The organism is Candidatus Burkholderia verschuerenii, from assembly GCF_001189365.1.
Lineage (GTDB): Bacteria > Pseudomonadota > Gammaproteobacteria > Burkholderiales > Burkholderiaceae > Caballeronia > Caballeronia verschuerenii.
The window spans coordinates 104,664-118,805 of record NZ_LFJJ01000001.1; the positions used below are offsets into that span (position 1 = coordinate 104,664).

Genomic DNA, 14,142 nt, shown 5'->3' on the forward strand with positions numbered 1-14,142 from the left:
CTGCATGCGGGCGTTTCAGCATCGTCGTGACAACAGCCATATGCAGCGATCGTGAACTTCGTCCGCTCTCTTACCTTGCGTCAGTTGCAGATCTTCGTGATCTGCACGCGTTGCCCGAGCTTTGCGCGCGCGGCGGAAGAGTTGCATCTGACGCAGCCTGCGGTTTCGATGCAGATCAAGCAACTCGAAGATGCAGCGGGCTTGTCCTTGTTCGAACGCGTCGCCAGGCGATTGACCTTGACGGAAGCGGGCGAGCGTCTATCGCATCATGCGAACCGCATACTCGGCGAAATCAAGGACGCCGAGGACGCGATGATGTCCCTGACGCAAGCCGATAGCGGATCGATCGCGGTAAGCATCGTCAGTTCGGCGACGTACTTCGCGCCCAAGCTGCTCGCGCTGTATTCGCAGCAGTTTCCCAAGGTCGACGTGCATTTTTCGGTCGGCAATCGCGAGACGCTGCTCAGGCATCTGCAGGACAACGCAACCGATCTCGCCATCATGGGACGTCCGCCGCCCGAACTGGGCACGACGGCCGAACCGCTCGCGACGCATCCGCATGTGATCATCGCGCCGTTGTCGCATCCGTTGCGTCATGCGCAGCGGTTCGATCTGCACGAACTCGCGCACGATACGTTTCTATTGCGCGAGCCGGGATCAGGCACGCGCGCTGTCACCGAACATGTGTTCAAGCAGAACCTGTTCGTGCCGTCGCGCAGTGTCACGCTCGGCAGCAACGAGACCATCAAGCAAGCGGTGATGGCCGGCATGGGCGTCAGTCTCGTCTCGCTTCATACGCTGGGACTCGAATTGCGCACCGGCGAAATCGCCGTGCTCGATGTGAACGGCACGCCGGTCGAACGAACCTGGCAACTCGTGCATTCGCGCTCGAAGCAATTGTCGCCCACCTGTCTTGCGTTTCGACGCTTTCTTCTGGAGCATGCGGCGCCGTTCCTCGAAGACGAATACGCGTCTTATGTTCCGCGTCGCGTGAAGAATGTCGCCGATGCGGGCGTTGTGCGATGAAACGCGCCGCGCTCGCGCTCATACTCGCTTGCATGGCAAGCGCTCACGCTGCCGAGACATTCACGGTCAAGGAAATCGCACCGGGCAATTTCGTGCATCGCGGACACGACGATGTTGCGACGCGCGAAAACGGCGGCGATATCGCGAATATCGGCTTTATTGTGGGCACGTGCTGCGTCGCGGTGATCGATACGGGCGGCATGCTCGCTGAAGGACGCGCGTTGCGCGCCGCGATTCGCGCCAGAACGAAGCTGCCGATCTGCTATGTGATCAACACGCACATGCATCCCGATCATATCTTCGGCAATGCGGCGTTCAAGCAGGATCATCCGCAATTCGTGGGCAGTTTCAAGCTCGCGCAAGCGGAGGCATCGCGTGCGGACAACTATATGCGCGCGCTGAATCGCGAACTGGGCGATGAAGCGAAGGGCAGCGAAATCATCGGACCGACGAAGACGATCGACGGCACCGGCACGCTCGATCTCGGTGGCCGCACGCTCAAACTGCAAACATGGAAAACGGCGCATACCAACAACGATTTAACGATATACGATGACAAGAGCGGCACGCTCTGGCTAGGCGATCTGTTGTTCGTGCAATCCATTCCCGTGATCGACGGAAGCGTGCTCGGCTGGCTCGACGACATTCCGCGCATTAAGCAGATGAATCCGCGTCATGCAGTGCCGGGACACGGCCCGATCGATTCATCGTGGCCCGTTGCGCTCGACGCCGAAGCGCGCTATCTGACGCAACTCGCAAGCGATGTACGCGCCGCGATCAAACAAGGCAAGACGATGCAGCAGGCCGTCGACAGCATCGTGCCCGAGCAGGGCGACACGTGGTTGCTGGTCGATCAATACCATCGTCGCAATGTCACGGCGGCATACGCCGAGCTGGAGTGGGAGCAGTAGGGGGACATCATGAATCGTATTCGTAGTGTCGTTCTTATCGCGTCGATGCTTGCGTCGTTTGCGCCTCTTGCTGCGCGCGCCGCGCAACCCGACGACGATCCGAACAAGAACGAGCGATGGCTCGACTTCAAGGCGGGCACCTTCAAGGACCGCGCGATCGATCCCAACGGCGACGCTATGATCAAGCTCGACGCCCCCGCGCGCGCCGCCGATGCAGCCGTCGTGCCGATCGCGATCAATGCGCAATTTCCGCAGACGAGCGCGCATTACATCAAACGCGTGTATCTCTACATCGACGAAAATCCCGAGCCGTATGCGGGTTCGTTCGACTTCACGCCCGAGTCGGGACTTGCGACCATCGAAACCCGCGTGCGCGTGGAGGACTACACCTTCATGCGCGCGATCGCCGAGACGAACGACGGGCATTTGTATAGCTCGGTGCGCTTCGTGAAGGCATCGGGCGGATGTTCCGCACCGGCCGACAAGGACGATGCCGCCGAAGAACGCTCGGCGGGTCAAGTGCGTTTGCAGGCGCAAGGTCAGGCGACGACAGGCAAGCCCGAACTCGCGCAACTGATGGTGCGCCATCCGAATCGCACCGGCATGGCGATGAATCAGATCACGCGCAACTACGCGACGGCGTACTTTATTCGCAAGGTGACGATCACGTATGCGGACAAGCCCGTGATGACCGCGAACGTCAACTTCTCGATTAGCGAGAATCCGAATTTCCGCTTCTATTTCGTGCCGAATGGAAGCGGCGAATTGAAGGTGCATGTCGAGGATACGAAGAACAAGAGCTTCGACGGCGCGCTCGCGATCAATGCAGGACAAACCTCGGCGATGAAATGACGGCGCGCGGCCTGCGTGCGCTGATCGTCGTATCGATGCTGCTCGCGATGAGCGGCATCGCGCGAGCCGCGCTAAGCGGCATGCCCGCTCCGAAACAGATTGCGCCGGGCGTGTACGCATTCATCGGCAATGGTGATGCCGTTGCGCCCGCGAATCGCGGCATGGTGTCGAACAACGGCTTTATCGTCGGCACGCGCGGCGTGACGGTGATCGACACGGGACCGTTGTATCGCTACGGCCGCGCGATGATCGAAGCGATTCGCCGCGTCACGCCCTTGCCGGTCGAACTCGTGATCATCACGCATCAGGCGCCGGAGTTCGTGTTCGGCGCATCCGCGTTTCGCGATCGGGGCGTGCCGATTCTCGCGCACGAACGCGCCGCGCAATTGATACGCGAACGCTGCCACATCTGCCTCGCGAATCTGCGCAAGACGCTGGGCGAAGACGAAATGGCCGGATCGCGCGTGACGGTGCCGGATCGCACCGTGAGCGGCACGACCGAAATGGATAGCGGCGGCCGCAAGCTGCAATTGCTGTACTTCGGCCCGGCCAGCACGCCCGGCGATCTTGCCGTGCTCGATACGCAAACCGGCGTGCTGTTTGTGGGCGGCATCGTGTCGAACGGGCGCATCCCCGAATTGCGCAATGAACAGATTCCCGGCTGGCTCGCGGCGCTCGAACATGTGCGCGCATTGGATCTGAATAACGTGATTCCGGGCTTCGGGCCGCCTTTGCATGGCGACGGCATCATGCAGACCGGCGCCTATTTGCGCGCGCTGGATGCATCGGTGAAGCGTGCGTACAAGGCGGGCGTCGGGCTGACCGAGGCAATGCACGACGTGCAGCTTCCCGAGTTCAGCCGCTACAAGCTTTATTCGATTGCGCAACCGCAGAACGTTCAGCGCATCTATTTGCAGTTGGAGAAGCAGTAAATCGATCGCACGGTCCACACACTGGAGACATGAATATGGCCACGCTCGTTGCACTGTACAAACATCCCGCCGATCCCAAAGCCTTCGACGATTACTACACGTCGACGCACGCACCGCTCGCGAAGACGCTCGAAGGCTTGCGCAACTACGAGATCAGCACGGGACCGGTCGCCACGCCCGCAGGCGATTCGCCGTATCGGCTCGCGGCGATGCTGGACTTCGATTCGCTCGATGCACTCAAGGCCGCGCTAGGCTCGCCGCATGGTCAAAAAGTGGTGGGTGATTTGGCCAACTTCGCGCAGGCAGGCGTCGATCTGTTGATGTTCGACACGAAGCCAGCATAAGCATGCCTAACTAACGCTGCGTGCCTGTATCCGAAGTCTCATCGGATTCGAGTTCGGGATCGGGCACGCTCAGATCGTCGCGCCGATGATTGATGACGAGAAACACGCACATCAACACGAGGAAGCCTCCAACGAGCATCGACGCATTGAGAAGCACGCGCTCATAGCCGAGTTCGCTTACGTCGATGAACCAGTACGGATAAAAGTCCGACGTATGTCCGCGCCATAAGGTGACGAAGAGATAGCACAGCGGATACGCGAACCATAGCGCGCATCGCTTCAGCGACAAATGGAAGCGCGGTACGAATAGAAGCCAGTACAGCGCGGCAAGCGCGGGCACGAGCGTATGCAGCGATTCATTCACCAGCGCGCGATAGCCCGACGGCGTCCATACCCAGCGCAACAGCGCGTTATACGCGATCCCTACGAACACGATATAGACGACGACCGCCGTCACCACGGTGGGTTGTCGAAAGAAGCGCGTGATCGGCCAGGAGGCGCGCGTCGCGATGCAGGTGAAACACAAGGCCGTCAGTAGCACCGTGAGATTCGTCAGATAGCTGCTCATGCGTGCGATGCCACCGAGCGGCGTCATGCCGCGCGACACCATGCGCGCAATGGTGATATCGGTCTGCGCGGCAATGGCGAGCCACGCGATCATCGCGACTGCTGCGGCCAGCGCGAGGGATGCGGTGCTAGGCGTGTGGAGCGGGAGGTCGGGTTTGGTGGGTGGGGTCATGCGGGTATTTTATCGGGCTTGTTGCGTCGCATCTGGAGACACGTTCTCGGCCATCCGAAATAAGCGAACGGCAAGAAGGCGCTTCGCGTAACCCTGCTCGGAAAATAAGCCGAATCTGATTGTCTGGTGTGCGACCCATCGCGCAAAGTCGGCGCGACGCATCTAAAAAAAGGGTCAATAATGAAACAGAGGTCGATAGCTGTCGCTTTAGCAATCTCTTTGGTATCTGCAGTATATTCTGCGCAAAGCATCGGGGGCGCGTCGGAGCAAGTTTCTGTTGGTACAGTCTCGATTCTGGCTGCGCCCCTTGCCAGCATTGTGGCGAGCGGTCAGGGAGTAAATCCCAGTGAGGCGGCTTCGGTCGCGGGCATGGGAAGTGTCCTGGTGGTAAAGGGCGTGACGGAGGCTGGTAAAGATGCCGTCGAATTCATCGCGGATGCGGCAAGCGGCGTGAGCAAGGTGTCGGTGAAAGCCGGGCGCAGTACCGCGCAAGCCGTCGGGTTGTCCGTGGGAACGACAGTGAATGTCGTCGCTCAATCCACCGGAACGGCATTGGTCGCTTCCGGCAAGTTGTTGGCGTTCATTCCGAATGCTGCAGGCGAGGCACTGCTCCATCATTCCCGCGTTCCCGGAACGAGTCCCACGACTCAACAGGAAGCTCAGCAATGATCGCGCGTCGGTTGGTTGCTGCGTTGAGCCTGGTCTTCGCTGTTCACGCGAATCCGGCCATTGCCGGCCAAGGGTGCAGCGAGAAGCCCTTGACAACCGCCACCCTCCAAAGCGCCATGTCGGCCGTTCAGCGCGTGACAGCAGAGCTCGACAAGCGAGGCGTACAGGTGGCGGTGCTTGGACGCATCGGACAGGACTTGAGCAAATACGGTCTGCGTTATAGCCATGTCGGCTTTGTCTATCGCGAAGGACCGGATCAACCTTGGCGAATTGCGCACTTGTTGAACGACTGCGGAAGCAATCGTTCAGACCTGTGGTACGAAGGCGTAGGAAATTTCTTTCTGGACGATCTATTCGCTTATGACGCAGTTGTCATGGTGCCGCCGCCCGAGCTATCGCAGCGACTGCTGAGCCGTTTGTCGGATGCCAAGGCGCTTCGCTCGCTTCATGACCCCGATTACAGTCTCGTTGCTTATCCTTTCTCCACACGTTATGAAAATTCGAATACCTGGGTACTGGAAACCATTGTGGTGAGCTCTGCTAAAGACGCGGTGATTCACAGTCGAAGCGAGGCCAAGGCCTGGTTGAAGATGACCGGATACCGTCCTTCCGAGTTGGAGATCGGTGCGTTCAACCGACTCGGAGGAAGGATGTTCAAGGCGAACGTGGCGTTCGACGACCATCCGAACGATCTTCGCTATAGCGGACGCATTCGCACGGTGACTGCGGATTCGATCGAGCAATTCGTGAAGTCGCGCAACGAAGGCTGGAGTGTTTTCGAAATCGCGGCGAAGCCGTAAGCGCGGAGGTACCTTCTGCATGATAACTTAATGAGCCATGACAGTACGTAAAGGCCGACTCGCTTGCAGCGCGATTTTGCTCGCGCTTGCTCACGAAGCTTTCGCCGCGACGATCGATTGCAGTCACGCGCGTAATGAAACCGAGACTGCCGTCTGTAACGACGTAGCGCTGGTTAAGCTTGATATGCAGGCCGCGTCGATGTATGCGCAGTCGACGAAAGACGCGCCCCGTGAACTCGACGCGCTGCGCAGACTCGCTGGCTCAAGGCACGCGATCTGTGCAATGTAGCGGTCGCCTGCATTTCGCAGCGCTATAGCGAACGCATCGCCGAGTTGGTGCGTAAGCATCGCGACTCGATCGCGTGGCGGCCTGATGATATCGATCGTGGCGCGCTTCAGGATCTGAAGCGGGCTGTCAACAGCGTGATGATGAGCGAAAAGGAATTTCCGCTCGAGAAGGCGCTCAATCGATTCGAAATGAAGAAGGGCGTTACGACATTCGGCAGCGAGGGTCGAGATAGGGAAGAGCTGGTGCATCTGCCCTCACGACGCCCGAATGGCGTGACTGAGGCCGAGTGGCGGGCGTTGCAGGCATCCGATATCGATGTCGAGGGGACGGCGTCGAGCGCGTTTTTCACGCTCTTGCCAATCGACGGAGAAAAGTCGCGCGCGCTCGGCATCCTTGCGTACACCGGCGGTACAGGACTGTTCTCGTATCGGTATATGCTCGCGCAACGTGCGGGACGTTTCGTCACTGTGACGAGTTCACGGCTTTCGCCATCGGTAAGTGGCACCGACGATTCATGGGACACCGCGCTTTATTCGATCAACGATCGCGGGGCCAATCAGTCCGCATATTGGGTCCGACTGCGCGGCAGAGTATATGCCGCTTACGTTGTGAGCTATTACGGCGAGGACAACGTCTATTTGCTGCGGCCATTGTCAATCGTTGGTAAGGTGCCAAAGCTGACAATTCGGTATGCGTATCATTTATCCGTGCCGCACATTCAGAAGCGTGATGAGGCGAAGACTGCCATTACGATCGACAACCGCCTTCATGCACAGCTAGAGGAAGTGGTTCACCGGCTGTCGGCATCCGGGGCGCGGGATCAGAAGGTAAAGCCGGTGTCGTGTCCGGTTCTGCCCGGTGTGAAAGACGAAGAGCGCGAGCGCTATTCCGACTATGGGCCGGGGCATTATACGATTCGAAATCGTCGGAGATACGAGCGTGCGGGCCGGCGGCAAATGCTACCTCGCGAGACTGGTGGACTGGTTCGGCGGGTATCGGGCAGGAACAGGCTTGTACGCGGAGATCTGGATCCGCTCTCCCGCCGACGGAGACGAGGAACAGACCTTCAGCGTTGTCGGCCAGCGCACAGCAACAGCGGTCAGCGCCAGGATCGCCGACGTCGAAGGCGACAACGGGATATAGTGCCGTGGCCGTTTATTTTACGAACGGTTTTACCCGACACACTACGAACTGCGATGCATACCATTCTCGTCATAGGCGGCTACGGATTCTTCGGCAACCGCATTTGTCATGACCTTGCGACGAAAGAAGGCATTCGTGTTCTGATCGGCGGACGTGATGCAGCTCGCGCGAAGGTGACTGCGGAGCGGATCGGACTGCCGGCTTCGCATGACGTGGCTGTCGACGCGCGTGCACCGGATCTTGCGCCGAGTTTCATTGAAATGGGTGTCAACACCGTGATCCACACGGCCGGCCCGTTTCAAGGGCAGGATTACGGCGTGGCGCGTTCAGCCATCGCTGCGGGTGCGAACTACATCGATCTGGCCGACGGACGCGATTTCGTAGCGGGCATCGAAAGCCTCGACGCCGCTGCACGCGAACGCGGTGTATTCGTCACTAGCGGCGCAAGCTCTTTGCCGGCGCTGTCGTCGGCGATCGTTGACCGCTATCTGGGACGGTTCTCGCGGCTCGATTCGATTCGCCACGGTATCGGCTCAGGCGCGAGATCGCCGGGGCTTGCGACGATGAAGGGCGTATTTGGTTATTGCGGAAAGCCTTTTCAGCGTCTCGTCGACGGAAGTTGGCAAGGCACGCACGGTTGGCTCGATATTCAGTGCTATTCGTTTCGCGCGCCGGTCGGCAAACGCTTCCTGAGTAGTTGCGATGTGCCCGATCTGATCCTGTTCCCACGCCGCTATCCCGCTGTACGCACGGTAACGTTTCATGCCGGGTTCGCGGGTGCGCCAGGGCATCTCGTCGTATGGGCGGCATCGCAACTGGTGCGCATGAAGCTCGCTCCCAGCATCCGGCCGCTAGCGGCCCCTTTGCATGCAGTAAGCCGTTGGCTGGAGCCTTTCGTGAGCGACAAGGGCGCGATGTTCGTATCGTTGGAAGGAATCGGTCTCGACGGCAAGCCACTGAAACTCGATTGGCATCTCGTGGCCTCCAACAATCATGGGCCGCACATTCCATGCGGTGCCGCTATCGCGCTTGGGCGGAAGCTGGCGCGCGGAGACGCGCTGCCGCATGGCGCCACGCCATGCGTCGGCTTGCTAAGCGTTGAAGACTACCTCTTTGCAGGGTTATGACGTAAAAGAAATCGCCGCATGAACAGCTATCTCCTCCTCAAATGGCTTCACGTTCTCGTATCGACCATTCTGTTCGGCACGGGAATCGGCATAGCATTCTTTAAATGGGTCACTGATCGTACCGGCGACGTAAGGGCGATTCGCATCGTAATGGAACGCACCGTGATGGCCGACTGGATTTTCACGACGCCGGCAGTCATCCTGCAACCGCTGACCGGTGTAGGTCTTGCGAGACTCGCCGGATATGACATGTTTGACGGATGGGTGCTCTACGCGATTGCGCTCTACGCGTTCGCTGGCTGCTGTTGGATTCCCGTTGTATGGCTCCAGATACGCATGCGCGAAATTGCGCGTAACGCCGATGCTGCGCGCTCGCCGCTCCCGCGCGAGTACTGGCGGCATGCGAGCGTATGGTTCTGGCTGGGCATTCCGGCATTCACTGCACTGGTCGGTGTTTATTGGTTGATGGTGCTCAAGCCGACCATATAGAGGTAGCCGGATCGAGCACCGAACTCACCACGAAACTCACCGATCCGCCAAATCCGCCGAAATCGCCCGCACCGCAAACGCGCCGATCACCATAAACACCGCAACCGCATACAACCCGATGCTGTTGTTATGCGTCGTCACGTTGAGCCAGCCGACCATATAAGGCGACACGAAGCCCGCGAGATTGCCCACGCAATTGATGCCTGCAATTCCCGCCGCTGCCGACGTGCCCGCGAGAAACGCCGCCGGAATGCCCCAGAACAGCGACAGCGCCGACAGAATGCCCGCCGCCACCGACAGCGCGATCACCGCCAACACCGGCTGATGGCCCACGTAACCGCTCGCCGCGAAGCCGATCGCGCCGATCACCAGCGCCACCGAAAAGTGCATGCGTCGCGAGCGGAACTTGTCCGCGCTCATGCCCGTGAGAATGATCGCGGGAATCGCGACGACATACGGAATCGCCGACAGCCAGCCGATTACTTCGACATTCGTCAGCCCGCTGTCCTTGATGATCGACGGCAGCCAGAAGCTGATGCCGTACAGCCCGATGATCTGGCAGAAATACACGCCGCACAGTTTCCAGATGTTCTTGTCGGACAGGAACGCGCTCGCGTTGTGATGCGTGGTCTTGTCCGCTTCCCTCACGTTCGACGGCGTGAGTCACCAGACGTTTTTCGTCGTCGGTGAGCCATTTGGCGAGCATCGGTTTATCGACCATCACGAACAGTACGAAGAAGCCGACGATCAGCGCGGGTATCGCTTCGATCAGAAACAGCCATTGCCACGCGGCCATCACGCCCGAATGCTTGAACGACGAAAGAATCCATCCCGACAGCGGACCGCCGACGATACCCGCAAGCGGAATCGCGATGTAATACACGCCGTAGGCAAAGCCGCGTTTTTTCGCCGGAAACCAGTACGTGAGATACAGCATGATCCCCGGCGAGAAACCCGCTTCCGCAACGCCGAGCAGAAAGCGCACGATATAGAACTGAAACGGCGTCTTCACGACAAGCGTGAGCGCGGAACCCACGTAATCATGATGCGCGCAATCCATCGCCGCGCGCCGACGCGATGCAAGATCAAATTACTTTGGACTTCGAAGATAAAATATCCGATGAAGAATATGCCTGCGCCGAGCCCATATACGGCATCGGAAAAGCCGATATCGGACAGCATCTGCAGCTTGGCAAAGCCTACATTGACGCGATCCAGATAATTGCAGAGATAGCAGAGCACGATAAACGGCATGATGCGCCACGTGATCCTGCGATAGACATCCGAGCTGCCGCTCTGCGCGACACCCAACGTTTCGCTGATTTGGCTCATGTCTCCTCCGTCGCCCTTTGCCGGGCGTTGAAAGTGCTAAAACGCCCGCGTGGTCTGTGTGACGCGAGCGCAATGGAATCGAATGGCGTGCATCGCTCAGCTTGCGAGCTTCTGCACCTCGAGCTTCATCTCCGCACGGAACAGGTCTTCCATCTCGCGACGCACGCGCACCGCTTCCTTGCCTGCGTCGAAAGCGACATCGCTCCAGCGCACGGGCTGGCCCGCGGCGACCGGCCGTTGCAGAACCATGTTGTGCGCGAGACCGATCGGCAATGCGCCTTGCACGAGCGAATCGGCGGCGGGCATCAGCTTGCCGTAGACCGTGTGGCCGCCTTCGCCATCGAGCTTTTCGCCGGGGCGCAGATCGCGCTTGGCGGTGGCGGCGACATCGCCATGAAAGCCCGTCGTCGCGCCCGTCGCTTCGCCGCGCACCGCGATGCTCGCGATCGACACGCCCAATTCCAGACCGATCAGGTGATACGGCTTGTACATCGCGGCGTAGCGTCCCGAGGAGTCGGTCTTGAGGCCATATTGTGCGAAGCAGTCGCGCACGTAATCGGTTGGCGCTTCGAACACGGCATAGACGCCCCAGCGCAGATCGCGAAACACGGGACGTCCGTCGCATTCGAGCGAAGACACCACCTCCACGCTGCCACGATGCGGCAGGATGCCGCCATCGGATGCGGGCTTGAGCAACTGCGGCAAGTCGTCGGTCGACGCCGCATGCGGGGAACGCGAGTCCATCGACGGGCGGACGCAGGTCGCATGCGTTCGATACGGCCGCCATTTCCAGCGCGGATTTCGTGCCGTCGAGAAACGAGTTGAACATCTGCGCGTTGAAGTCGCCGGAGTTCACTTGCTCATCGGTGAAGCCGTAGTGGCTCCATACGGTATCCGGCGTCGACTAGTGATAGATGGGCAGATACTTCGTGCCCTTGCCCGCGCAAATCACTTCCATGCCGATGGTGCGCGCCCAGTCCACGATCTCCGCGATCAGCGCGGGCTGATTGCCCGATGCCATCGAATAGAGAATGCCGGCTTCCTGCGCGCGTCGCGCGAGCAGCGGACCGGCGAGCACATCGGCTTCGACATTGACCATCACGATATGCTTGCGATGCTTGCAGCACAGCAGCGCGTGATGAATGCCCGCGGCAGGACTGCCCGTTGCATCGATGACGATATCGACGTGGTCGCTTGCGATCATTGCATCGGCATCGTCGGTGATATAGGTCGAGCCTTGCGCGATGGCTTCGTTCCACGAACGCGCGGCATAACGTGCTTCTTCCCAGCCCACGCGCTTGAGCGATGCACGCGCGCGATCGGGCGACAGATCGGCCACGCCGACGAGATGTATGCCTGGCGTGCGCGGCGCTTGCGAGAGATACATCGAACCGAACTTGCCCGCGCCGATCAGACCGACCTTCACCGGTTTGCCTTCCTGCGCGCGTGCCTTGAGTTTCGCGATGAGCGACATGCTGTTTGTCTCCTGTCTTCCGGATTTATACGGAGTGTTATGACGAATGCCGTGCGACATTCGCGTGACCCGTTTCATGCAGGGTTGAAGAGCACGATAGCAGCGAGGTTCTTGCAATAGAATGGGCAAAACCACAATCGCTCTGTGCAAAAATCCCCATGCGTGGCTTCGACTGGGACGACATTCAGGCATTCCTCGCCATCTCGCGTGCAGGCCGGCTCACCGTGGCCGCGCAGCAAATGGGCGTCGATCATTCGACACTGAGTCGACGCGTCGCCGCGCTCGAAGCGGCGCTCGGCGTGAAGCTCTTCGATCGCAGTTCGCTAGGGTTTGTCCTGACGCCCGAAGGCGAGCGCGTATTGAGCGATGCGGAAAGCATGGAGAGCCTTGCGCTACGCATGCGTCATCGTCTGGACGATGCATCGATCGGGCTGACGGGCAGCGTGCGCATCGGCACGCCGGAGGGATTCGGCACGTATTTTCTGGCGCCGCGCATCGCGCAACTTTCATCGGCGCATCCGAACCTCGAAATCGAACTGATCGCGAATCCGCGCATGTTCAGTCTGTCGAAACGCGAAGCCGATCTCGCCGTTTCGATGACGCGGCCCGCTCAAGGTCGGGTCTACGCGCACAAGCTCACGGACTACGCGTTGGGCGTGTATGCATCGAAGGAATATCTGACGAAGCATCGGAAGATTGCGACGCGGCGCGATCTGCTTGCGCATCCGTGGGTCGGTTATGTCGAAGATCAGATGTGGTCGGCGGAGTTGAACTATCTGCCGCAAATTTCCAATACGCTCGTGCCGACCATTCGCATTTCCAACGTGATCAGTCAGGCGGCCGCGGTATCGGGCGGCGTGGGACTCGGCGTGTTGCCGTGTTTCATCGCACACACCGAACCGAATCTCGTGCGGCTGTTTCGCGATGAGATTGCGTTGTCGCGATCGTACTGGCTCGTCACGCTTGCCGAAACGCGCGATGTCGCTCGCGTGCGCTTGCTCGCGGACTTCATTCGCGAAGAATGCGCGGGCGACTGGTTCCTGCACGATTGATTCGAACCGACTAGTAATCTATTCATCTAGACGTCTCATCAGCGTCACTGTCTCGTCATGTTGGCTTCCTAGAATCACCCTCACGTTTTCAGCGCGCTTACCGAGGGAGCTATGGACGCAATTCGCATCGAGCGTCTCACCAAGACGTTCAGGAACGGCCGCAAGGCGCTCGACTCGGTCGACCTGCGTGTGCAGGAAGGCGAGATGGTCGCGCTGATCGGCGCATCGGGTTCGGGCAAATCGACTTTGCTGCGTCATATCGCGGGCTTTACGGCTTCCGACCCCGCGCCGTCGCATGTCACGCTGCTCGGCCGCCCGATTCAGCAGAACGGCAAGATCGTGCGCGAAGTGCGTCCGATCCGTCGCGATGTGGCATTCGTGTTTCAGCAATTCAATCTCGTGGGACGTCTGTCGGTGATCACCAATGTGCTCATCGGCGCGTTGTCGCTGGTGCCGTTGTGGCGTCGTCTGAGCGGGCATTTTCCGCGCGGCGAACGCACGCTCGCGCTGGATTCGCTCGACGCGATGGGCATCGGCGAACACGCCTATGAGCGCGCCAGCAATCTCTCCGGCGGACAACAGCAGCGCGCGGCATTGGCGCGTGCACTCGTGCAGCGTGCGCGTATCGTGCTGGCGGATGAACCGATTGCATCGCTCGATCCCGAATCCGCGCGACGCGTGATGGAACTGATGCAGACGCTCAATCGCGAGCACAAGCTCACGGTGATCGTGTCGCTGCATCAGATCGATGTCGCGATGAAATACTGCGCGCGCACCGTTGCGTTGCACGATGGCCGCGTGGTGTTCGACGGCGCATCCGACAAGCTCACGCCCGCCGTGCTGCTCGATCTCTATGGAACCGCCGCGACCGAGTTGCTGACGCCCGACGTCGCCGAATCGAAGCCGTCGATGCGCGCTCAATCCGCCTCATTTGCTTCCGTGGCATCGGCCGCAAGCTCCTGA

Annotated in this window: 12 protein-coding genes and 2 pseudogenes; 11 read left to right on the top strand and 3 right to left on the bottom strand. The window is 59.8% G+C overall.

The window, feature by feature from the left end:
- The first annotated feature begins 51 nt into the window (after window positions 1-51).
- From BVER_RS00490 to BVER_RS00510, 5 genes are read left to right on the top strand one after another with little or no spacing between them, the layout of a single operon-like run.
- Window positions 52-1,026 carry a LysR family transcriptional regulator gene (locus BVER_RS00490; protein WP_050451467.1) on the top strand — a complete coding sequence of 325 codons (975 nt, stop codon included), beginning with the start codon at window positions 52-54 and terminating at the stop codon, window positions 1,024-1,026.
- A complete protein-coding gene (locus tag BVER_RS00495; RefSeq protein ID WP_050451469.1) occupies window positions 1,023-1,937 on the top strand; it encodes a quinoprotein relay system zinc metallohydrolase 2 in 915 nt (304 codons plus the stop codon). Before BVER_RS00490 ends, BVER_RS00495 begins: the two co-directional genes overlap by 4 nt.
- Before the next feature lie 9 nt (window positions 1,938-1,946).
- Complete coding sequence (locus tag BVER_RS00500; protein ID WP_050451471.1) at window positions 1,947-2,789, top strand: quinoprotein dehydrogenase-associated SoxYZ-like carrier; 843 nt, start codon at window positions 1,947-1,949, stop codon at window positions 2,787-2,789.
- Window positions 2,786-3,721, top strand: coding sequence for an MBL fold metallo-hydrolase (locus tag BVER_RS00505; protein ID WP_050451475.1), 936 nt, complete (start codon window positions 2,786-2,788; stop codon window positions 3,719-3,721). Before BVER_RS00500 ends, BVER_RS00505 begins: the two co-directional genes overlap by 4 nt.
- Window positions 3,722-3,756: 35 nt before the next feature.
- Window positions 3,757-4,065 (top strand): EthD family reductase, encoded by a 309-nt coding sequence (locus BVER_RS00510; protein WP_050451546.1) that lies wholly within the window; start codon window positions 3,757-3,759, stop codon window positions 4,063-4,065.
- Between the two features lie 10 nt (window positions 4,066-4,075).
- On the opposite strand, the gene BVER_RS00515 is transcribed toward BVER_RS00510, so the two are convergent.
- Window positions 4,076-4,804 carry a Pr6Pr family membrane protein gene (locus BVER_RS00515; RefSeq protein WP_050451478.1) on the bottom strand — a complete coding sequence of 243 codons (729 nt, stop codon included), beginning with the start codon at window positions 4,802-4,804 and terminating at the stop codon, window positions 4,076-4,078.
- A 180-nt stretch (window positions 4,805-4,984) separates the two neighbouring features.
- On the opposite strand from BVER_RS00515, the gene BVER_RS31080 reads away from it, so the two are divergent.
- The 4 genes from BVER_RS31080 to BVER_RS00545 all read left to right on the top strand — a co-directional run bounded on the left by BVER_RS31080 (window position 4,985) and on the right by BVER_RS00545 (window position 9,321).
- Entirely contained in the window at window positions 4,985-5,473 is a 489-nt protein-coding gene (locus BVER_RS31080; RefSeq protein ID WP_050451479.1) for a hypothetical protein, read from the top strand.
- Window positions 5,470-6,273, top strand: coding sequence for a DUF2145 domain-containing protein (locus BVER_RS00525; RefSeq protein ID WP_050451480.1), 804 nt, complete (start codon window positions 5,470-5,472; stop codon window positions 6,271-6,273). The genes BVER_RS31080 and BVER_RS00525 overlap by 4 nt, the downstream gene beginning before the upstream one ends.
- A 336-nt stretch (window positions 6,274-6,609) precedes the next feature.
- Window positions 6,610-8,832: a saccharopine dehydrogenase family protein gene (locus tag BVER_RS32175; protein ID WP_232316324.1), complete on the top strand. Its 2,223-nt coding sequence runs from the start codon at window positions 6,610-6,612 to the stop codon at window positions 8,830-8,832.
- Window positions 8,833-8,850: 18 nt separating this feature from the next.
- Window positions 8,851-9,321 (top strand): DUF2269 family protein, encoded by a 471-nt coding sequence (locus tag BVER_RS00545; RefSeq protein WP_050451486.1) that lies wholly within the window; start codon window positions 8,851-8,853, stop codon window positions 9,319-9,321.
- A 36-nt stretch (window positions 9,322-9,357) separates the two neighbouring features.
- Here BVER_RS00545 and BVER_RS00550 read toward each other — a convergent pair.
- Together BVER_RS00550 and BVER_RS00555 are read right to left on the bottom strand one after the other, a co-directional pair.
- Window positions 9,358-10,653 (bottom strand): annotated as a pseudogene (locus tag BVER_RS00550) (MFS transporter).
- A gap of 96 nt (window positions 10,654-10,749) precedes the next feature.
- Window positions 10,750-12,127 (bottom strand): annotated as a pseudogene (locus BVER_RS00555) (NAD(P)H-dependent oxidoreductase).
- A 158-nt stretch (window positions 12,128-12,285) separates the two neighbouring features.
- Here BVER_RS00555 and BVER_RS00560 point away from each other — a divergent pair.
- Window positions 12,286-13,179 (top strand): LysR family transcriptional regulator, encoded by an 894-nt coding sequence (locus tag BVER_RS00560; protein WP_050451487.1) that lies wholly within the window; start codon window positions 12,286-12,288, stop codon window positions 13,177-13,179.
- A gap of 111 nt (window positions 13,180-13,290) precedes the next feature.
- Window positions 13,291-14,142 carry a phosphonate ABC transporter ATP-binding protein gene (phnC, locus tag BVER_RS00565; protein ID WP_050451489.1) on the top strand — a complete coding sequence of 284 codons (852 nt, stop codon included), beginning with the start codon at window positions 13,291-13,293 and terminating at the stop codon, window positions 14,140-14,142.